The organism is Herbidospora yilanensis, assembly GCF_001570565.1.
Classification (GTDB): domain Bacteria; phylum Actinomycetota; class Actinomycetes; order Streptosporangiales; family Streptosporangiaceae; genus Herbidospora; species Herbidospora yilanensis.
Genome location: NZ_BBXE01000022.1, coordinates 36,940 through 56,688 on the forward strand (window position 1 = coordinate 36,940; position 19,749 = coordinate 56,688).

The 19,749-nt window shown below is 70.2% G+C and carries 18 protein-coding genes; 14 read left to right on the forward strand and 4 right to left on the reverse strand.

What is annotated here, in order from left to right:
* Position 1: 1 nt before the first annotated feature.
* The 4 genes from AW273_RS16515 (at position 2) to AW273_RS16530 (ending at position 5,347) form a co-directional block, all read left to right on the forward strand.
* Entirely contained in the window at positions 2-2,128 is a 2,127-nt protein-coding gene (locus tag AW273_RS16515) for an acetate--CoA ligase family protein (protein ID WP_062349215.1), read from the forward strand.
* A 237-nt stretch (positions 2,129-2,365) separates the two neighbouring features.
* Positions 2,366-3,772 carry an Nramp family divalent metal transporter gene (locus tag AW273_RS16520; RefSeq protein WP_062349369.1) on the forward strand — a complete coding sequence of 469 codons (1,407 nt, stop codon included), beginning with the start codon at positions 2,366-2,368 and terminating at the stop codon, positions 3,770-3,772.
* Position 3,773: 1 nt separating this feature from the next.
* Entirely contained in the window at positions 3,774-4,331 is a 558-nt protein-coding gene (locus tag AW273_RS16525) for a hypothetical protein (protein WP_062349216.1), read from the forward strand.
* A complete protein-coding gene (locus AW273_RS16530) occupies positions 4,328-5,347 on the forward strand; it encodes a TerC family protein (protein WP_062349217.1) in 1,020 nt (339 codons plus the stop codon). The genes AW273_RS16525 and AW273_RS16530 overlap by 4 nt, the downstream gene beginning before the upstream one ends.
* Positions 5,348-5,472: 125 nt before the next feature.
* On the opposite strand, the gene AW273_RS37240 is transcribed toward AW273_RS16530, so the two are convergent.
* The 3 genes from AW273_RS37240 to AW273_RS16540 all read right to left on the reverse strand — a co-directional run bounded on the left by AW273_RS37240 (position 5,473) and on the right by AW273_RS16540 (position 8,336).
* Entirely contained in the window at positions 5,473-5,649 is a 177-nt protein-coding gene (locus AW273_RS37240; RefSeq protein WP_157555852.1) for a hypothetical protein, read from the reverse strand.
* A 545-nt stretch (positions 5,650-6,194) separates the two neighbouring features.
* Complete coding sequence (locus AW273_RS16535) at positions 6,195-6,923, reverse strand: GntR family transcriptional regulator (protein ID WP_062349218.1); 729 nt, start codon at positions 6,921-6,923, stop codon at positions 6,195-6,197.
* Positions 6,924-7,049: 126 nt separating this feature from the next.
* Positions 7,050-8,336: an MFS transporter gene (locus tag AW273_RS16540; RefSeq protein WP_083949815.1), complete on the reverse strand. Its 1,287-nt coding sequence runs from the start codon at positions 8,334-8,336 to the stop codon at positions 7,050-7,052.
* Positions 8,337-8,435: 99 nt separating this feature from the next.
* Between AW273_RS16540 and sucC the strand changes: the two genes are divergently transcribed.
* From sucC to AW273_RS16570, 6 genes are read left to right on the forward strand one after another with little or no spacing between them, the layout of a single operon-like run.
* Positions 8,436-9,587, forward strand: a complete 1,152-nt coding sequence (gene sucC / locus AW273_RS16545; protein ID WP_062349220.1) for an ADP-forming succinate--CoA ligase subunit beta — start codon at positions 8,436-8,438, stop codon at positions 9,585-9,587.
* Between the two features lie 13 nt (positions 9,588-9,600).
* Entirely contained in the window at positions 9,601-10,470 is an 870-nt protein-coding gene (gene sucD, locus AW273_RS16550; protein WP_062349221.1) for a succinate--CoA ligase subunit alpha, read from the forward strand.
* Positions 10,467-11,261, forward strand: coding sequence for a hydroxypyruvate isomerase family protein (locus tag AW273_RS16555; protein ID WP_062349222.1), 795 nt, complete (start codon positions 10,467-10,469; stop codon positions 11,259-11,261). Before sucD ends, AW273_RS16555 begins: the two co-directional genes overlap by 4 nt.
* On the forward strand, positions 11,258-12,127 hold the full coding sequence (locus AW273_RS16560; protein WP_062349223.1) for a 2-hydroxy-3-oxopropionate reductase: 870 nt from the start codon (positions 11,258-11,260) through the stop codon (positions 12,125-12,127). The genes AW273_RS16555 and AW273_RS16560 overlap by 4 nt, the downstream gene beginning before the upstream one ends.
* Complete coding sequence (gcl, locus tag AW273_RS16565; protein WP_198168182.1) at positions 12,124-13,848, forward strand: glyoxylate carboligase; 1,725 nt, start codon at positions 12,124-12,126, stop codon at positions 13,846-13,848. The genes AW273_RS16560 and gcl overlap by 4 nt, the downstream gene beginning before the upstream one ends.
* 14 nt (positions 13,849-13,862) lie before the next feature.
* Positions 13,863-15,401, forward strand: coding sequence for an aldehyde dehydrogenase family protein (locus AW273_RS16570; protein ID WP_062349224.1), 1,539 nt, complete (start codon positions 13,863-13,865; stop codon positions 15,399-15,401).
* A gap of 121 nt (positions 15,402-15,522) precedes the next feature.
* On the opposite strand, the gene AW273_RS16575 is transcribed toward AW273_RS16570, so the two are convergent.
* A complete protein-coding gene (locus AW273_RS16575) occupies positions 15,523-16,092 on the reverse strand; it encodes a dihydrofolate reductase family protein (RefSeq protein WP_062349225.1) in 570 nt (189 codons plus the stop codon).
* 183 nt (positions 16,093-16,275) lie between these two features.
* Here AW273_RS16575 and AW273_RS16580 point away from each other — a divergent pair, with 183 nt between their 5' ends.
* The 4 genes from AW273_RS16580 to AW273_RS16595 are packed head-to-tail and all read left to right on the forward strand — an operon-like array spanning position 16,276 to position 19,718.
* On the forward strand, positions 16,276-16,524 hold the full coding sequence (locus AW273_RS16580) for a hypothetical protein (RefSeq protein WP_062349226.1): 249 nt from the start codon (positions 16,276-16,278) through the stop codon (positions 16,522-16,524).
* Between the two features lie 59 nt (positions 16,525-16,583).
* A complete protein-coding gene (locus AW273_RS16585; protein ID WP_062349227.1) occupies positions 16,584-17,651 on the forward strand; it encodes a glycosyltransferase in 1,068 nt (355 codons plus the stop codon).
* A complete protein-coding gene (locus tag AW273_RS16590; protein ID WP_062349228.1) occupies positions 17,648-18,787 on the forward strand; it encodes a glycosyltransferase family 4 protein in 1,140 nt (379 codons plus the stop codon). The genes AW273_RS16585 and AW273_RS16590 overlap by 4 nt, the downstream gene beginning before the upstream one ends.
* Positions 18,774-19,718, forward strand: a complete 945-nt coding sequence (locus AW273_RS16595; protein ID WP_062349229.1) for a DNA polymerase domain-containing protein — start codon at positions 18,774-18,776, stop codon at positions 19,716-19,718. Before AW273_RS16590 ends, AW273_RS16595 begins: the two co-directional genes overlap by 14 nt.
* Positions 19,719-19,749 lie beyond the last annotated feature (31 nt).

Consider the following 19,749-nt stretch of genomic DNA (forward strand, 5'->3'; position numbering starts at 1 on the left):
GATGTCGGCAGAAGTCCGGGAGATCCTGGACAAGGCACGGGCCGAGGGGCGCACCGCGCTCACCGCCCCCGAGGGCAAGCTCGTCTGCGACGCCTACGGCATCGCCACCCCCGGCGAGGGCCTGGCGACGTCGGCCGACCACGCCGTCGAGCTGGCCACCTCGATCGGGTTCCCGGTCGTGCTGAAGATCGTCTCCCCGGACATCCTGCACAAGACCGAGGCCGGCGGCGTCCTGGTGGGCGTGGGCTCGGCCGAGGCCGTACGCGCCGGCTACGACCAGATCATCGCCAACGCCCAGGCCTACGACGCCGGGGCCGTCATCGACGGCGTCCAGGTGCAGCAGATGGTCGGCGGCGGCCACGAGGTGATCATCGGCGCGGTGACCGATCCGACCTTCGGCAAGGTGGTCGCGTTCGGCCTCGGCGGAACGTTGGTCGAAGTGTTAAAGGATGTGACCTTCCGGCTCGCCCCCCTAACAGTGCATGATTCCCTGGCGATGCTGGACGACATCAAGGCGGCCGAAGTGCTGCGTGGGGCCCGCGGAGCCGCACCGGCCGACCGGGCGGCTCTGTCGACCATGATCGAACGCGTCGGCGCGCTGGTCGCCGACTTCCCCGAGATCGCCGAGGTCGACCTCAACCCCGTCTTCGCGTCCGTGAACGGCGCCGTGGCCGCCGACGTGCGCATCATCCTCTCGGCCGAACCGCCGGTGGAGACCCCGCGCATCCCGCGCGAGGAGATCCTCGCCAAGATGAACCGCATCTTCCACCCCCGCGCCGTCGCCGTCATCGGCGCCTCGGGCGAGACCGGGAAGATCGGCAACTCGGTCATGCGCAACCTGATCAACGGCGGCTTCCGGGGCAACATCTACCCGATCAACCCGAAGTCCTCCGAGATCCTCGGCTTACCCGCCTACCCGAGCATCGCCGACGTGCCCGGCGAGATCGACGTCGCGGTCTTCGCCATCCCGGCCGCGTTCGTGCCGGCCGCTCTGGAGGCCGCGGGCGAGAAGGGCGTCGCCGGCGCCATCATGATCCCCTCGGGCTTCGCCGAGACCGGCAACGTCGAGGGCCAGCAGGAGGTCGTCGAGATCGCCCGCAAGCACGGCGTACGCATGCTGGGCCCCAACATCTACGGCTACTACTACACCCCCGAGAACCTCTGCGCGACCTTCTGCACCCCCTACGACGTGCAAGGACACGTCGCGCTGACCTCCCAGAGCGGCGGCATCGGGATGGCGATCCTGGGCTTCAGCCGCACCACCCGCATGGGCGTCTCCGCGATCGTCGGGGTCGGCAACAAGGCCGACGTCGACGAAGACGACCTCCTCACCTTCTTCGAGCAGGACGACAACACCAAGTGCGTCGCCATGCACCTCGAAGACCTCAAAGACGGCAGAGGCTTCGTCGAGGCCGTCCAGCGGGTCGTCAAGGAGAAGCCGGTGATCGTGCTCAAGGCGGGCCGGACCGCCATGGGCGCCAAGGCCGCCGGGTCCCACACCGGCGCGCTCGCCGGTGACGACAAGGTCTACGACGACATCCTCCGGCACGCCGGTGTGGTCCGTGCCCCCGGGCTCAACGACATGCTGGAATACGCCCGATCCCTGCCGATCATGCCGACCCCGCAGGGAGAGAACGTCGTGATCATCACCGGAGCGGGCGGCTCCGGTGTGCTCCTCTCCGACGCCTGCGTCGACAACGGGCTGACTCTCATGGAGATCCCGCCCGACCTCGACGAGGCGTTCCGCGCCTACATCCCGCCGTTCGGAGCGGCGGGCAACCCGATCGACATCACGGGCGGCGAGCCGCCCTCGACCTACGAGAACACTCTCAGGCTGGGCCTCACCGACCCCCGGATCCACGCGCTCGTGCTCGGTTACTGGCACACCATCGTCACCCCCCCGATGGTCTTCGCCGAACTGGTCGCGCGCGTCGTGGCCGAGGAAAGGGCCAAGGGCAACCACAAGCCGGTCGTCGCCTCACTGGCCGGTGACACCGAGGTCGAAGAGGCCTGCGAATACCTCTTCGACCACGGCGTGGTCGCCTACCCCTACACCACGGAGAAGCCCGTGGCCGTGCTCGGCGCGAAATACCGCTGGGCCAGGGCGGCGGGACTCATGCCCGGCTGACGCACCACCCGCACCACCACCGCGGCGGCCCGCCGCACCTGAGCACGGCGGGCCGGCGCACGACGCTCCGGTGACCAGGGCCGGAGACCCAAGAGGGGGGCGAATCGGGGACAGGCGGGACCAATCAACTCCCGAGGAGGTCCATACGTGGACACGTCAAGTACACCGGCGACCGAACCCACGGCTGCCACCGCAGGACAAGAAGAGAAAGTGTGGCGGGCGGGCAAGCTGGAGCCGATGCCCATCCGCACCCTGCCCGACGCGCCCCCGTCGGTGCACATCCTCGGACCCACCGTGTTCCTCGTCGCGCTCGGCGTGGGCATGGGCGAGTCGTACATGTGGCCCCGGTTGGTGCTGCTGTTCGGGCCGGAGATCCGCTGGCTGTTCCTCGTCGGCGTGACCCTGCAGGCCGTCGTCATGCTGGAGATGGCCCGCTACGCCATGGCGACCGGCGAGAGCATCTTCTTCGGCGCGGCGCGGGTCTTCAAGCCGCTGATGTGGTTCTTCTTCGTCGTCGCCATAGCCGTCTACATCTGGCCTGGCCACCTGTCGGCGGGCGCGGCGGCGTTCGAGGAGATAACCGGCATCCCATGGACAGTGACCGCGGTATGCGGCCTGCTCCTGGTCGGGGTGGTCTTCAGCCTCGCCAAGGTCATCTACAGCCTGCTCGAAAGCCTGCTGTCGATCCTGATCGGGGCGCTGGTCATCGGCACCGCGATCGTCGCCGCCATGGTCGGCACCTGGGGCGACGTCGTCAGCACCGTCTCGGGCATGTTCGCCATCGGCTACATCCCCGACGGGGCGTTGTCGGCCGCGTGGTTCCCGGTGATCGTGGGGTCGATCGCCTTCGCCGGTCCGTCCGGAATGCAGCAGATGTGGTACACCCTGCACCTGCGTGACTCCGGCGCCGGCATGGGCGCGCACATTCCGCAGATCCGCGGCCTGCGCCACGCCGGCGAAGAAGAGCAGATGCCCTCGCGGGGCTTCATGTTCGACACGAACAACCCCGAGGAGATGAAGAAGTGGCGCGGCTGGCGCCGCTGGGTCACCTTCGACGCCTTATTGCTCTTCTGGGGCGTCACCATGCTGGTCACCATCTCGTTCACGGTGATCGCGCAGGCGGCGACGCGGCAGACGCCGGGCGTCAAGGAGATCATCGCGAACGGTGAGCGCGAGGCCGCCCTGTCGGCCATGGCCGACTCGTTCGCCTCGGCGGGCAGCTCGGTCCTCGGCGTCATCTTCCTCGGCTTCATCTCGCTCATCGGTCTCAACGCGACCCTCGGCCTGTTCGACTCGTTCTCGCGCGGCCAGGCCGACATGACCTACCACTTCGTCAAGGGCGCCAAGAAGATGCGCATGTCGCACCTCTACGCGGCCTTCCTGTGGGGCGTCATCGCGTTCGGCATCCTGATCCTGCTGTTCGGCCCGGCCGACGGACCGAGCGGCATCCTCGACACGCTGGCGTTCCTGTCGACGTTCGCCATGGGCGCCTACTGCGTGACACTGCTCCTGGTGAACAACCGCATGTTGCCGAAACCGATCCGCCCCAAGTGGTGGTCGAACCTGATCATCGGCTTCGGCGCCGTCTTCTACCTCGGCATGCTCCTCTACAGCCTCTTCGCCTACGGCGTCGTGGTCGGCTGACATGGCGACCGACCGACCCTCCATCCGGCACGCCGCGGAGCTCGCCCTCCCCGGCTTCGCGATCGGAGCCGTCGGCGGCGCCATGGCCGGCGGGCTGACCCTCATCGCAGGGCAGCCCGCCGGTTGGGCCGCCGTCTCGGCGCTCACGCTCGCCCTCCCGCTGGGCCTGTTCGGCGGCCTCTTCAGCACTCTGTGCGGGCTCGGCGGCCCGTTCCGGCCGGGCCTGTTCGCCCCCGCCGGGCTGTTCTGGCTGCTGGCCTTCCCGCTCTCCCGGCTGACCCAGGAGGTCGGCACCGGACTCGTCATCGACGGCCAGGTCGTCCTCGCGGGCGGCGTGGCGGGCTTCCTCGCCTATCAGGCGCTGGTCAGCCTGGGTTTCGCGATCGGTTTCGTCTGGCTCCACGAACGGCTCATGCCCCATTGGCTGATCCGGTTGGCAGGACGCAACCCCGTGGCGCGTACCCTGCTTCAGCGCTATATCGAGCACGCCGAGGCCCTCGACCACCAACGCCGTAACCGGAAGGCACGTGGAAAGGGCCAGACGAAAGGAGTCCGATGAACCTTCCCGCCTGGGTCTGGGTGGCCACGGTCGCGGGATTCGCCCTCGTGCTCGCGTTCGACTTCTGGCTGGTCGCACGCAACCCGCATGAACCGTCTTTCCGCGAGTGCGTGAGCTGGGTCCTGTTCTATGTGGGCCTGGCCGTCGTGTTCGGCATCGGCCTCTGGGTCCTGTGGGGCGGCGACCACGGCGGAGAGTTCTTCGCCGGATGGATCACCGAATACTCACTGAGCGTCGACAACCTGTTCGTCTTCCTCATAATCATGAGCCGGTTCCAGGTGCCGCGGAAGTATCGCCAGAAGGTCCTGCTGATCGGCATCATCATCGCCCTGTTCATGCGGGGCGGCTTCATCGCCGCCGGCGCCGGAGCGATCTCCCGGTTCGACTGGCTCTTCTACATCTTCGGCGCCTTCCTGATCTACACGGCGTGGAAGCTGATCGGCCACGAGGAGGAAGAGGCCGAGTTCTCCGAGAACATCGCCCTGCGCACGGTCCGCCGGGTCCTGCCCTCGACCGACAAGTACCACGGCGCCGCGATGACCGCCCGCGTCGACGGCCGCCGCGTGGTGACCCCGATGCTGATCGTCATGGTGGCGATCGGCACCACCGACCTGTTGTTCGCCCTCGACTCGATCCCGGCCATCTTCGGCCTGACCCGCGAGCCCTACATCGTGTTCACCGCCAACGCGTTCGCGCTGATGGGCCTGCGCCAGCTCTTCTTCCTGATCGGCGGCCTGCTCGACCGGCTCGTCTACCTGAGCAAGGGCCTGTCGGTCGTGCTCGCCTTCATCGGCGTGAAGCTGATCATGGAGGCCCTGCACCACGACGGCGTCTCGTGGGCGCCCGAGGTGCCGATCGTGGTCAGCCTCGGAGTGATCATCGGGACCCTGATCGTGACCACCGTCGCCAGCCTGATCAAGACCCGCATGGACGACCGCCGCGCCGCGGCCGAGCCCGCGGCCCCCAAAGACGACGCGGGCGAGGAGGACCGCCCGAAGGCCGACATCGAAGGCTGACCCGTTTCACCCGGCTTCACCCGGCTTCACGCGGCCTCCGTGGGTTCCTCCCCACGGGGGCCGCTTCACCTCAGTGCATCAGTGTTGGGTTTCGCCCCCGGATGACGCCGGAGGCTGGGGGCGGGTCAGCGCTGCTCGGCCTTGACGGGCTCGGTGGCCCACTGGCGGACGTGGCTCTCGACGCCATCGGCGGAACGCGCCTTCCGCAGCGCGCTGGCGAGGCCCAGCCCCATCGGGCGGCCGTCGGCCGAGGCGCCCAGCGGGCCCTCGAAGGCGCGCAGCTTCTCGAAGAACGACTTCATGCGAATACACCTCCTTCGGGACTGTCTCCACTACCCCGGAAGGTCCGGGGGAATCTGGGGGCGCCGGCTGCCCGGTGCGGGCGACCGGCGGGTCATGGTGCGGAACGGCTTGGCGGTATTCCATATCCGGAATCCCTGCCAAGTTTCCCGGTGTGGCATTAGGGCCGGGTTTCACACGTGGAAACACTGCGGTGATTCCGACGATTCCCGGATTTTGTTCCGTCAGGCACGGATTACTGAAAGTGACGCGCCGACGGCGGCCGCGACGTATCGCTCCGTGCTGATGAATAGGGTTCGCCTGGATTTCAAGCGACGATTTCTTTCGGAGGTCCCAGGGTGTGCTGCACCGTCCGTGCGGTTCGGTGCCCGGACGGCTCACCGCCTTGCCGATGAGCGTCTGCCGCCGCAGATCGCTTTCGGCCCTCAGCTCGCATTCTCGAACGCTCGGCGCACTTCCGCCGATTGGAGGTCATCGTTCGGGAATGAGTGGCCGGTTTATAGGCCGGCCATTCTTTCCTCCCTGGACGGGCTCGCTCGACGTCGGTTCAGCCGGATACCGCGCGCGGCCGGCGGCGGCGGATGGGGGCCGGGGGCTCCTCCACCGGGTGCTGGGCGCGGGACTCCAGGTAGGACTGACGGGTGTGCTCGGTGTGGCGGCGCATGATGTCGGCGGCGACGTCCTCGTCGCCGGCCTCGATCGCGTCGATCAGGGCGGCGTGCTCCTCCCACGAGGCCCGGCCTCGGTGGCGGGCCACGGGGGTGTGATACCAGCGCACCCGGCGGGCGACCTGTGAGGTCAGGTCGGCCAGGACGCGGTTGCCCGACATGTTCACCACGGCGGTGTGGAGCTCGCTGTTCGCGGCGACGGCGGCGTCGACGTCGTCGGCCACGCAGGCGGCGAGGCCACGGTTGCAGATGTCGCGCAGGTCGGAGATGTCGGTCTTGTCTGGGTTGCGGGCGGCCAGGCGGGCCGACTCCGTTTCCAGCAGCGTGCGGACGGCGAGGAGCTGGTCGGCTTCCTCGACCGTGGGGGAGTGGACATAGGCGCCGTGGCCGGGCCGCAGGTCGACCCAGCCCTCGCCGCTCAGCAACTGGAGGGCCTCTCTGACCGGCTGGCGGGAGACGCCGAGGTTGTCGGCAAGCTCGTTCTCGACCAGGTGCTGACCCGGCTTCAGGCTGCCGATGATGATGAGCTCGAGGATCCTCTCCAAAACGCTCTCCCGCAGGGTTGTGGGACGAACGATCTTCGCGGTGGAGCCCTGGTTGGCGAGCATCGGGTTTCTCAACTCCTGGAAACGACCACTAAAATGTTTGTCGTCGACTGCCTACAGCATACATTCCAGACATTATCGCTGGCCGTGACATCGCTCACATCGGCCTGTCGCAATTCGTAACGGTCTTTACAGAGACGGGGCGGGAAGAGTGGCCGGCACTCCCGGCCGTCGCAGGGTGGTGCAGAGCAGGGCGGTCGTGGCGGCGATGAGGGTCGCCGCCACGAAGACGGGCGCTCCCGCGCCGGCCGCCAGGCCGGGCAGTGCCATGATCGTCAGGCCCACCCCGGCCGGGCCCGCCACGGCCTTGGCCGTGTAGACCAGGCCGTGGATCCCGTGGACGCGGTCTTCGCCGAAGTACTCCCGCACCAGCGCCGCGATGAGCGGGTAGATCGCGCCGCCGCCCACGCCCGCCGGGATCGCGGCCGCCACCGCGACCATGTGGGCCGCGGCGACCGCGGCGGCGACGGCCAGCATGCCCTGGGCCAGCGCCAGCAGCACCAGGGCCGAGGCCAGCACCTTGACGCGGCCGAAGTGCTCCGCCAGGGGGACCGCCGCCGCCCGGCCGGCGCCGGTCAGGGCCAGCAGGACGGCCAGGGCGAGCCACGGCGGCGTGGGGCCGAGGAAGGCCAGGGCGATCACGTCGAAGATGGCGACCGCGCCCGCGCCGACGAGGATCACGGTCAGCACGACCAGCGTCGGCGTGCGGACCGCCTCGCCCAGCGAGAACTGGCGGGCGGCGCGGGGCTGGCGGTGGAGGACCCGCCGGTCGAGCGCCCACGCGCGCGGGTCGATCTCCGGAGGCCACCAATTGGCGGGCGGAGTGCGGAGGACGGCCGCCGCCCACGCGATCGCGGCCAGGCCGAAGCCGGCCATGACCGGCCATAAGCGCAGGTCGAGGGCGAGCGGAAGCGCGCTGCACGAGTAGGCGCCGGTCACGAAGGCGACCCGCACCCCCGGGCGTTCGGGATACCAGCGGGCGATGGTCTCGGTGCAGGCGGCGTAGACGAGCCCGGCGCCGGTGCCGCCGAGCAGGCCGTAACCCACCAGCAGCGGGACGCCCGGAGCGGTGAGCGACGGGATCGCCAGGGCGCAGAGGAGGGCGCCCAGCCAGAGGGCGACGCGGACGCCGACGACCCCGCGCGAGAGCAGGCGGGTCGCGGGCAGCGCGACGGCGGCCTGGCAGGTGAGCCAGACCGCCAGCGGAAGCAGGACCTCGGCGGCGGAGGTGCCGTGGGCGCGGGCGATCGACGGGGCGAGGGCGGCGTAGCCGTATTGCATCGGGCCGACCGCGGCCATGGCCGCCATGGCGGGCCACACCATCGCCGATCTGGGACGCCCGGTGATCTGTGGGGCCGCCGGGCCCACCTGGTAGAGCCGTCCGCGCCAGTCTCTGACTTCCAATGTATCCTGCATACCGTATGGAATATCCCAAGCATCGCCTCTTGTCGAGAGGGGTTTACGACCTCGGTTCCATACGGTATACCGTCTACAAGATGCGTTGAGGGAGGCCCGATGGACCTGTTCGAGCACCAGGCGAAGGAGCTGTTCGCGCGCTACGGCGTTCCCGTCCCCGAGGGGGCGGTGGCGGCGACGCCCGAGGAGGCGCGCGCCATAGCCGCCGAGCTGGCCGGGCCGGTCGTGGTCAAGGCCCAGGTGAAGACGGGCGGCCGCGGCAAGGCCGGCGGCATCAAGCCCGCTCCCGGCCCGGCCGCGGCGGAAGACGCCGCGCGGGCGATCCTCGGGATGGACATCAAGGGTCACCTGACCCGGCGGGTCCTCGTCGAGGTGGCCAACGTGCCGGCCGAGGAGTACTACGCGGCCTTCCTGGTCGATCGCGCGGCCGGGTCGTTCCTGGCGATGTGCTCGGCCTCGGGCGGCATGGAGATCGAGGAACTGGCGGCCACCGATCCGGGCGCGCTGGTCAAAGTGCCGATCGATCCGCTGCGCGGGGTCGACCACGAGACGGCGACCTTCATCGTCACCGAGGCGGGCCTGCCCGCCGACGTCGCGGGCGAGGCGGCCGGCATCCTCGTCGGCTTATGGAAGGTCATGGCCGGTGAAGACGCCGTGCTCGTCGAGGTCAACCCGCTGGCCCGCACCGCCGACGGCCGCGTGCTCGCCCTCGACGGCAAGGTCACGCTCGACGAGAACGCCGACTACCGGCACGAACGCCCCGCCGGCGAAACCACGGGCGGTGACGATCTGGAGAGCCGGGCCAAGGCCAAGGGCCTCAACTACGTCAAGCTCGACGGGTCCGTCGGCGTCATCGGCAACGGCGCGGGGCTCGTCATGAGCACCCTCGACGTCGTCGCGCAGGCCGGCGCCAGGCCCGCCAACTTCCTCGACATCGGCGGTGGCGCCTCCGCCCAGGTCATGGCCGACGGCCTCGGCGTCATCCTGTCCGACCCCGACGTGAAATCGGTGCTGGTCAACGTGTTCGGCGGGATCACCGCCTGTGACGCGGTGGCCGACGGCATCGTGGCCGCCCTCGCCACGCTCGGCGAGCAGGGTGCGACCCACCCGATCGTGGTGCGGCTCGACGGCAACAACGCCGAGGCGGGCCGCCGGATCCTCGATCAGGCCGCACACCCCGCCGTCCGGCAGGTCCCGACCATGGACGGCGCCGCCGAAGAGGCGGCCAGGCTGGCCAACGCGGCCGCGTGAGGAGACCCCCAGAATGTCGATCTTCCTGAGCAAGGACAGCCGCGTCGTCGTGCAGGGCATGACCGGCGCCGAAGGCGGCAGGCACACCGCCCGCATGGTCGCCGCGGGCACCAACGTCGTGGCCGGGGTGACGCCGGGCAAGGGCGGCCTGGTCCATCAGGGCATCCCGGTGTTCTCGTCGGTCGCCGAGGCGATGGATTCGACCGGCGCCGACGTGTCGGTGGTGTTCGTGCCGCCCCGGTTCACCAAGGGCGCGGTCCTCGAAGCGGTCGACGCCGGGATCGGGTTGTGCGTGGTGATCACCGAAGGCGTGCCCGTACACGACAGTCTCGAGTTCCTGACCCTGGCCAGGCAGAGCACGACCCGGATCATCGGGCCCAACTGCCCCGGCCTGATCTCGCCCGGCGCCTCCAACGCCGGCATCATCCCGGCCGACATCACCGCGCCCGGGCGCATCGGCCTGGTGTCCAAGTCGGGCACCCTGACCTACCAGCTCATGTACGAGCTCCGCGACCTCGGGTTCTCCACGGCGGTGGGGATCGGCGGCGACCCGGTCATCGGCACCACCCACATCGACTGTCTGCGCGCCTTCCAAGACGACCCCGACACCGACGCGATCGTCATGATCGGCGAGATCGGCGGCGACGCCGAAGAACGCGCCGCCGCCTACATCGAGCAGCACGTCACCAAGCCGGTCGTCGCCTATGTCGCCGGGTTCACCGCGCCCGAGGGCAAGACGATGGGCCACGCGGGCGCGATCATCTCCGGCTCGGCCGGCACCGCCCAGGCCAAGAAAGAGGCCCTGGAGAAGGTCGGCGTCAGCGTCGGCCGCACCCCCAGCGAGACCGCCCGGCTCATGCGCGCGCTGCTGGAGGCCGCATGAACACGCTCAGGTTCGACGTCAACCTGTCGATTCTGTTCACCGAGCTGCCGCTGCTCGAACGGTTCGAGGCCGCCGCGAAGGCCGGGTTCGACGCCGTCGAGTTGTGGTGGCCGTTCGACGGTCCGCAACCGTCCGAGCTCGAACTCGACCGGCTGCGCACGGCCGTCGACGATGCCGGGGTCCGGCTCGTCGGGCTCAACTTCGACGCGGGCGACATGGCCCAGGGCGACCGCGGTCTGGTCTCCTCCCCCGGCGGGTCGGCGCGGTTCCGGGCCAACGTCGAGGTCGCCGTGGGGCTGGCCGAGTCGCTCGGGTGCCGGCGGCTGAACGCGCTCTACGGCAACGCCGAACCCGACGTGTCCGTAGAGGTCCACCGGGCCATCGCGGTGGAGAACCTGCTCTACGCCGCCGAGGTGGCCGACCAGGCCGGGGCGATGGTGCTGGTCGAGGCGCTCAACTCCCATGAGAGCCCGGCCTACCCGATCGTCTCGTCCGAGGAGGCGTTCCGGCTGCTCGACCAGGTGGGCGTGGCCAACGTCGGGTTCCTGGCCGACCTCTACCACCTGCACCGCATGGGAGAAGACGTCCTCGACCTGATCGGCCGCCAGTGGGAGCGGTTCGGTCACGTGCAGATCGCCGACGATCCGGGGCGGGGGCAGCCGGGCACCGGCGCCATGCCCTACGACCGGATCTTCGCCCGGCTGGCGGCCACCGGCTACGACGGCCACGTGGGCCTCGAATACCGTCCGGTCGGCCCGAGCGCCGACAGTTTCGCCTGGAGGAACGGATGAACATCGGCTTCATCGGCCTCGGCATCATGGGCACGCCCATGGCCGTCAACCTCGTCCGGGCCGGGCACACCGTGGTCGGCTACGACGTCAGCACCACCCGGCTCGACGAACTGGCCGAGCTCGGCGGCAAGGCCGCGGCGAGCATCGGCGAGGCGGTCTCGCAGGCCCATGTGGTGATCACCATGCTGCCCGACTCCCCGCAGGTCGAAGAGGTCGTCTTCGGCGAGGGCGGGGTGCTCGAACACGCCCCGGCGGGGCTGCTCCTGATCGACATGAGCACCATCCGTCCCGAGACCTCGCGCCGGGTCGCGCAGGCGGCGGTGGTGAAGGGCGTACACGCCATCGACGCGCCCGTCAGCGGCGGGGAGAAGGGCGCGGTCGACGGCACTCTGTCGATCATGATCGGGGGCCGGGCCGAAGACGTCGAGTCGGCCCGGGAGATCCTGCGGGTGCTCGGCACCACGATCGTCCACGTGGGGCCCGCCGGGGCCGGGCAGACCGTCAAGGCCGCCAACCAGCTCGTCGTCGGCGGAACCTACGCCCTGGTCGCCGAGGCGATCGTGCTGCTGGAGGCCTCGGGCGTCGACCCGAAGGCGGGCCTCGACGTGCTCGCGGGCGGCCTGGCCGGGTCGCGGATCCTGGAGCTCAAGCGCCACTCCATGATCGAGCGCAGCTTCCAGCCGGGCTTCCGCGTCGACCTGCACCACAAAGACATGGGCATCGCCACCGCCGCCGCCCGCGAGGCCGGAGTCGCGCTGCCCATGACGGCGCTGGTCGCCCAGCTCATCGCGGCGGCCAGGGCCCAGGGCCACGGCGCGCTCGACCACTCCGCCCTGCTGAAAGTGATCGAAAGGATCAATTCGTGAAGCGGATCCCCTGCATGGAGGCGGCCGTCGCGGTGATGGAGAGCGAAGGCGTCGACACCGTCTTCGGCATCCCGGGCGCGGCGATCCTGCCGCTCTACGCGGCCCTTCAGCACAGTTCGATCAAGCACATCACGGTCCGCCACGAAGAGGGCGGCACCCACGCCGCCGACGGCTGGGCGCGGGTCACCGGGAACGTCGGCGTCTGCATCGGCACCTCCGGCCCGGCGGGCACCAACATGATCACCGGGCTCTACACGGCGCTGGCCGACTCGATCCCGATGATCTGCATCACCGGCCAGGCCGCGCGGAGCAAGCTCCATCAGGAGGCCTTTCAGGCGGTCGACATCGTCGAGATCGCCAAGCCGGTGACCAAGTGGGCGGTCCAGCTCAAAGAGCCCGCGCAGGCCGCGTGGGTGTTCCGCGAGGCGTTCCGCATCGCCCGGTCGGGGCGGCCGGGGCCGGTCCTGATCGACCTGCCGATCGACGTCCAGCGCGGCACCTGCCTCTACGACCCCGAGCTCGACGCGCCGCTGCCCGTCGACGTGCCGCAACCCTTACCCAAGGCCGTCGCGGCGGCGGTCGACATGTTGTCGGCCGCCGAACGCCCGCTCATCCTCGCGGGCGGCGGCGTCGTCATCGCCGACGCCTCGACCGAGCTGCGGGCGCTGGCCGAACACCTCCAGGTGCCGGTCCAGGTCACCCTGATGGGCAAGGGCGCCTTCCCCGAAGACCACCCGCTGTTCGCCGGCATGGCCGGCATCCAGACCCAGACCCGGTGGGGCAACGCGGCGTTCCTCGAGAGCGACCTGGTGCTGGCGGTCGGCGCCCGATTCGGCGACCGGCACACCGGCGACCTCGACGTCTACCGCAAGGGCCGCCAGTTCATCCACGTCGACATCGAGCCGACCCAGATCGGCCGGGTCTTCGAGCCCGACCTCGGGGTCGTCGGGCACGCCCGGCCGACGCTGGCGGCGATGGCCACCGAGGCGCAGAGCCGCGGCAAGGCCAGACGCGCGTCGGCGTGGGCCCACCGGGTCGGCGAACTACGGCGGACACTCCCGCGCCGCGACGACTTCGACGAGGTGCCGATCAAGCCACCGCGGGTGTTCCGGGAGCTCAACGAGTTCTACGGCCCCGACACGACCTTCGTGACCGCCATCGGGCTCTACCAGATCTGGTCGGGCCAGTTCCAGAAGACCTACCTGCCGCGCCGCTACCTCGTCTGCGGCCAGGCCGGGCCGCTGGGCTGGGAGGTGCCGGCGGCGATGGGCGTGAAGTGCGCCCACCCCGACCGCGAGGTCGTCGTGGTCGTCGGCGACTACTCCTTCCAGTTCCTGATGGAAGAGGTCGCGGTCGCCGCGCAATACCAGATCCCGTTCGTCATCGTCATGATCAACAACGAATACCTGGGGCTGATCCGGCAGGCCGAGATCCCCTACGACATGAACTTCGCCGTCGACCTCCACTACGGCGAGGGCGGCATCGACCACGTGAAGGCCATGGAGGCCTTCGGCTGCCCGGCCCGCCGGGTCGAGGAGCCCGGCGACATCCGGCCCGCCCTCGAATGGGCCACCGCCGAAGCCCACCGCTCACGGCTTCCGGTGCTGGTCGAGGTCATGGTCGAACGCGAGGCCAACGCCGCGATGGGCCCGTCGCTCGACGCCGTCAAGGAGTTCGAGCCGCTGCCCGTGCTGGCCGAAGACATCGACTGGTCCGACTGAGAGGGACGACAGCCATGCCGCTCATGCTCAAACCGGGCACGGCCTGGTCCGACGCCTACGGCCGCTGCGTCGACCTGGCCCCCGAGGCGTTCAACGACGACCGGGTGCTCAACCACTGGGGAGGCATCTGGCACCGCGACGGCCGCACCACCCCCGCCGTCACCCCGGTCGACGGCACGTCCATCGCCGGGCCGCCCCGCCTCGACCGTTCGGCCGCCGCGCGGGCCGTCCACGCCGCCGTCGACGAACACCGCCGCTGGCGGCACACCCCCGTGGCCGAACGCGCCGCCCGGGTGTCGGCCGCGCTCGACGCGATGGAGGCCCACCGCGACCTGCTGTCGCTGCTGCTGGTCTGGGAGATCGGCAAACCGTGGAAGCTCGCGACCGCCGACGTCGACCGGTGCATCGAGGGCGTCCGCTGGTATGTCGGCGAGATCGCCCGCATGACCGACGGCCGCGTCCCCCTGGCCGGTCCGGTCTCCAACATCGCGAGCTGGAACTACCCGATGAGCGTGCTCATGCACGCCATGCTGGTGCAGGTCCTGGCCGGCAACGCCGCCATCGCCAAGACCCCCACTGACGGCGGCCTTTCCTGCCTGACCCTCGCGACCGCGCTCGCCGTCCGCGAAGGCCTCCCGCTGACCCTCGTGTCGGGGAGCGGGTCGGAGTTGTCGCGGGTGCTGGTGCGCGGCCAGGAGATCGGCTGCGTGTCCTTCGTCGGCGGCCGCGACACCGGCGGCCAGGTCGCCACGTCGCTGGCCGACCTCGGGCGGCGGCACATCCTCGAACAGGAGGGCCTCAACTGCTGGGGGGTCTGGGAATACAGCGACTGGGCCACCCTGACCGGCCAGATCCGCAAGACCTACGACTACGCCAAACAGCGGTGCACGGCCTACCCGAGGTTCATCGTGCAGCGGTCGGCGTTCGACCACTTCCTGGCGGCCTACCTGCCCGCCGTGCAAGGGGTGCGATTCGGGCATCCCCTCGCCGTCGAGTCGGCCGACGACCCGCTGCCGGAGCTCGACTTCGGCCCGCTGATCAACAACGCCAAGGTGAAAGACCTGGCCGACCAGGTCGACGAGGCGATTTCCAAGGGCGGCGTGCCACTGTTCCGGGGAGCGCTGGATGACGGGCGGTTCCTGCCGGGGCAGGACATCTCGGCCTACATGGCCCCGGTGGCGATCCTCGCGCCGCCTCGCTCCTCACCGCTGTTCCACGCCGAACCGTTCGGCCCGGTCGACACGGTGGTGCTCGTCGACACCGAAGCCGAGCTGCTCGCGGCGATGAACGCCAGCAACGGGGCCCTGGTCGCGACCATCTCGTGCGACGACATCCGCACCGCGTCACGACTCGCCTCCGAGGTGCGGGCCTTCAAGGTGGGGCACAACACGCCCCGCTCGCGGGGTGACCGTGAAGAGTTGTTCGGCGGGTTCGGCGGGTCGTGGCGGGGGGCGTTCGTGGGGGGTGAACTGCTGGTCCGCGCGGTGACCCAGGGGCCCGCCGACGAACGGCTGCCGGGGAACTTCGGGAACCAGACGCTGTTACCGGCATAAAGAGGAGTGACCTGGCGGCGGCGTTCAACGGCTCGGGGCCGACACCGCCGCCAGGGGCGGACCCCCGCCGCCCCGTTCAAGGTCCTCCGCGCCGGCCGCCACCCATGGCTCGTCCTCATGCTCAGAACTCCATCGGGTTCTCCGGAATGTCTGCCTTGGCGTAAATCTGGTGCGTCACGCCGTTCTTGAAGACCTTCAGGTCAACGAGTTCCAGCCCCAGCCGCTCCCCGTCGTCGAACAGCCGCTTCTTCCCCTCGCCCACGATGATCGGGTGCACCAGCAGCCGCAGTTCGTCGAGCAGCCCCTGCCGCAGCAGCCACATCACCAGCGTCCCGCTCCCGGTGATCGAGATGTCCTTCCCCTCCGACGCCTTCAGCTCACGGATCTGAGCCGCCACGTCACCCGAGATGATCGACGAGTCGGCCCACGTCGTCTCCGTCAGGGTCGTCGACACGACGTACTTGCGGACGTTGTTGATGAAGCTGGAGAACGGCACCTCCGGGCCCTGATCGGGCCAGTAGCTCTGGAAGTCGGTGAAGGTGCGGCGGCCGAACAGGACCGCGTCGGCGTTGGCGACGGTGGCGTCGACCGCTTCGCCCATCTCGTCGTTGAAGTAGGGGAAGTGCCACTGGTCGGGGGCCTCGACGACGCCGTCGAGGGAGATGAAGAGGCCCGAGACGATCTTCCGCATGTCTGCTCCTTGAGAGGTGGTCCCCGTTGCGGGGGCCGATGTCCGTAGCCTTTCACCGACAACTTTTATTGTCAAGAAGAACTTAGTGTTCGGATGGACCATCGCCATGGCCTGCGTGTTCCCCCTCCGGCTGGTCTCCCACGTTCGTCGGCGCTTCCGTCGGGCACAGATCGGATCATGGCCATGGTTGAGCCCCACGACATCCGGTCCCTGCTCGCCTCCGAGATTCCCGACGCCGCGCTGGTCGTCGAAGACGGTCGGGTGCGCATCGTCAGTGAAGAGCACGCCCACCACGCCGCCGTCGTGGTCACGAAGCAGACCCTCGTCGACAAGCTCGACGCCGGCGGCATGTCCCCTGACGAGCTCACCGACGACCACGTCAAGCACATGGCGAAGGCGCTCGATCAGCTCGCCCAGAAACCCGGCGTTTAGCCTCGCTGCGGTCATTCGCCCTTTTCGGGTGATTTACTCGCGATTGCCACACTTCTGCCGTGAAGATCGTGCGGCTCGCCAACTTCGTCACGGCAACCTCTGGTGGGCTGCGTACCGCACTGGCCGAGCTCGGGGCGGGCTACGCCGCCGCGGGTCATGAGCCGTTCCTCGTCGTCCCCGGGTCGATCGCGTCGGTCCGGGAGTCGGAGGCGGGGCTGGTCATCACCCTCCCCGGACGGATCGTGCCGGGGACCGGCGGCTATCAGGTCATCACCGCGCGCGGGGCGGTCCGGCGTGTGCTCGAACAGATCAAGCCCGACCGGATCGAGGTCTCCGACCGGTCGACGTTGCGGTGGACCGGGCGCTGGGCGCGGGAGCGCGGCGTCGGGTCGGTCATGGTCTCGCACGAGAGCCTGGCCGCGCTGCTGCCGCCGCTCGCCGATCCGCTGAACAGGGCGACCGCGCGGTCGTACGACACCGTCGTCTGCACGACCAACTGGGCGGCGGCCGAGTTTCGCCGGATCGGCGCGCCGAACATCACCCATGTCCCCCTTGGCGTGGACCTCGACCGGTTCACCCCCGACAACTTCGATCAGGCCACCCGCGACCGGCTGGCGCGCCCCGACGAGGTGCTGCTGGTCGTCTGCTCCCGGTTGTCGATCGAGAAGAGACCCCACCGGGCCGTCGACGCCCTCGCGGAGTTGCGGCGCCGCGGGGTGAACGCGGTGCTCGCGGTGGCGGGCGAGGGACCGCTGCGGGCCCGGCTGGAACGCCGGGCCGAAGGACTGCCGGTCAGGTTCCTCGGTCATCTCGCCGACCGGGCCGGTCTCGCCACCCTGCTGGCGACCGCCGACATCGCCATCGCCCCGGGCCCCGCCGAGACGTTCGGCCTGGCCGCCCTGGAGGCGCTGGCCTCAGGGACCCCGGTGGTGGCCGATCGGCGCAGCGCCCTCGGGGAGGTCATCGGTCTCGCGGGGAGATGCGTCTCCGGTCATCCCGGGGCCTACGCCGACGCCGTGCAGGATCTGCTCGGCCGTGGCGACCGCCGGGATCTGGCGCGGCGACGCGCCGAACGCTTCAGTTGGGCCGCTTCGGTGGCCGGATTCTTGAAGGTGCACTCGACATGAGGGTCGCCGTCATCTCCGAATCGTTCCTGCCCCAGGTCAACGGGGTGACGAACTCCGTCTGCCGCCTGCTCGACCACCTCGCCGTCAACGGCCACGAGGCGCTCGTCATGGCTCCCGACCCTGGGCCGGCCAGCTACGCGGGGTTCCCCGTCGTGGCCACGCCGGCCCTCGCCCTGCCCTTCTACCGGGACTTCCGCGCCGGGCTGCCGAGCCGCCTGGTGCTGCGCACGTTGCAGCGGTTCCGGCCGGACATCATCCATCTCGCCTCCCCGGCGGTGCTCGGCGCGTCCGGGATCCGGGCCGCGGGCCGCCTCGGCATCCCGGTCGTCGCGGTCTTCCAGACCGACCTGGTGGGCTTCGCCCGCCAGTACGGGTTGCGGGTCGCCGGGCCGTTCATCTGGCGCCGGCTGCGCGCCATCCACGGCGCGGCCGCGCGCACCCTCGCCCCGTCGAGCGCGACGCTGAACGAGCTGCGCGCCAACGGGATCCCGCGGCTGGCCCGCTGGGGGCGCGGCGTCGACCTGACCGGGTTCCACCCCGGCCGCCGCTCCGACACGCTGCGCCGGGAGCTGGCGCCCGGCGGGGAGGTCGTCGTCGGCTACGTCGGCCGGGTCGCCGCCGACAAGCGGGTGCACCTGCTGGCCGGGGTCGCCGACATCCCCGGCGTGCAGCTCGTGGTGGTCGGCGACGGGCCGGCCAGGGAGGCGCTCGGGAAACTCATCCCGCGCGCCGTCTTCACGGGGCTCAGGACCGGCCCCGAACTGCACGAACTGGTCGCCTCGTTCGACGTGTTCGTGCACCCGGGCGGCAACGAGACCTTCTCTCAGGCGGTCCAGGAGTCGCTCGCCTCCGGGGTGCCGGTGGTGGCGGCGGCCGCGGGCGGACCGCTCGACCTGGTTCGCGACGGCCGTACCGGACTGCTCTACCAGGCCGACGAGCCCGCCGCCATGCGCGACGCGGTCGAGCGGCTGGTCGCCGACGCCGACGCGCGGCGACGGATGGGCGAGGCGGCGCGGGCGTCGGTCGAAGACCGGACCTGGAACGCCGTCTGCGCGGAACTTCTCACGCACTACCGGGAGGTGCTGCTCGAATCGGGCGTGCGTGACGACCTAGTGTTGACGGATGGCCAAGGGTGAGGAACGTGACGGCGTCGAGCTGAGCAATCTCGACGCGGGGCTCTTCGACGGCGCGAACGCCACCAAGCGCGACCTGATCGACTACCTCGACGCCGTCTCGGCGCGGATGTTGCCGGGCCTGCGCGACCGGCCGCTGTCGGTCATGCGGGTCAGGCCGGGGCAGCCGCCCTTCATGCAGAAGAACCTGCCCAAGTACGCCCCCGCGTGGATCCGCACCGAGGAGATCTGGGCTGAGGCGTCCAAGCGCGAGGTGCGCTATCCGGTCTGCGACGACCGCCGCACCCTGCTCTGGTTCGGCAACCAGCGCGCCGTCGAATACCACGCGCAGCTCTACCGGTCGTCGGGGGAGCCGCACCAGACCCACCTGGTCCTCGACCTCGACCCGCCCGAGGGTGCGGGCTTCGACGTGGTGGTGAAGGCCGCTTCGCTGGTACGCCAGGCGCTCACCGACGACGGCCTCGAAGCGGCGGTGAAGACGAGCGGCTCGAAGGGCGTGCACATCCTGGTGCCGCTGGCCGGCGCCCCGTCGTTCGAGGACGTGGCCGCCGCCACGCGCGCCCTGGCGGTCCGGGCCGAGAGGCTGGGACCCGAGATCGCGACGACCGCGTTCATCCGCGAAGACCGGGAGGGCAAGGTCTTCCTCGATTCGACCCGCGCCGGGGGCGCGACCATCGTCGCGGCCTACTCGCCCCGCATCAGACCGGAGGTGCCGGTCTCCCACCCGGTGGCCTGGGACGATCTGGCATCGGTCACCCCCCTCGATTTCACCATCAAGACCCCTCTTCCGGACGAGGACCTGTGGGCGGCCCTGATGCCAGAGCCGCAGACCCTGCCCGCCGACCTCATCGAGCACGGCCACACGATCCCGGTGGCCCGGGTGCAGGCCATGCACGAGGGCAAACGCCGGGCCAAGGCCCGCCGGGAGGGGTAGCCGCCCGCGTCGCTTCTCGCCGCGGAGATCC

Excerpts from the sequence above, each read along its gene's own strand:
- AW273_RS16515 (WP_062349215.1), top strand. The coding sequence starts at position 2 with ATGTCGGCAGAAGTCCGGGAGATCCTGGACAAGGCACGGGCCGAGGGG.
- AW273_RS16520 (WP_062349369.1), top strand. The coding sequence starts at position 2,366 with ATGCCCATCCGCACCCTGCCCGACGCGCCCCCGTCGGTGCACATCCTC.
- AW273_RS16525 (WP_062349216.1), top strand. The coding sequence starts at position 3,774 with ATGGCGACCGACCGACCCTCCATCCGGCACGCCGCGGAGCTCGCCCTC.
- AW273_RS16530 (WP_062349217.1), top strand. The coding sequence starts at position 4,328 with ATGAACCTTCCCGCCTGGGTCTGGGTGGCCACGGTCGCGGGATTCGCC.
- AW273_RS37240 (WP_157555852.1), bottom strand. The coding sequence starts at position 5,649 with ATGAAGTCGTTCTTCGAGAAGCTGCGCGCCTTCGAGGGCCCGCTGGGC.
- AW273_RS16535 (WP_062349218.1), bottom strand. The coding sequence starts at position 6,923 with ATGCTCGCCAACCAGGGCTCCACCGCGAAGATCGTTCGTCCCACAACC.
- AW273_RS16540 (WP_083949815.1), bottom strand. The coding sequence starts at position 8,336 with ATGCAGGATACATTGGAAGTCAGAGACTGGCGCGGACGGCTCTACCAG.
- sucC (WP_062349220.1), top strand. The coding sequence starts at position 8,436 with ATGGACCTGTTCGAGCACCAGGCGAAGGAGCTGTTCGCGCGCTACGGC.
- sucD (WP_062349221.1), top strand. The coding sequence starts at position 9,601 with ATGTCGATCTTCCTGAGCAAGGACAGCCGCGTCGTCGTGCAGGGCATG.
- AW273_RS16555 (WP_062349222.1), top strand. The coding sequence starts at position 10,467 with ATGAACACGCTCAGGTTCGACGTCAACCTGTCGATTCTGTTCACCGAG.
- AW273_RS16560 (WP_062349223.1), top strand. The coding sequence starts at position 11,258 with ATGAACATCGGCTTCATCGGCCTCGGCATCATGGGCACGCCCATGGCC.
- AW273_RS16570 (WP_062349224.1), top strand. The coding sequence starts at position 13,863 with ATGCCGCTCATGCTCAAACCGGGCACGGCCTGGTCCGACGCCTACGGC.
- AW273_RS16575 (WP_062349225.1), bottom strand. The coding sequence starts at position 16,092 with ATGCGGAAGATCGTCTCGGGCCTCTTCATCTCCCTCGACGGCGTCGTC.
- AW273_RS16580 (WP_062349226.1), top strand. The coding sequence starts at position 16,276 with ATGGTTGAGCCCCACGACATCCGGTCCCTGCTCGCCTCCGAGATTCCC.
- AW273_RS16590 (WP_062349228.1), top strand. The coding sequence starts at position 17,648 with ATGAGGGTCGCCGTCATCTCCGAATCGTTCCTGCCCCAGGTCAACGGG.
- AW273_RS16595 (WP_062349229.1), top strand. The coding sequence starts at position 18,774 with ATGGCCAAGGGTGAGGAACGTGACGGCGTCGAGCTGAGCAATCTCGAC.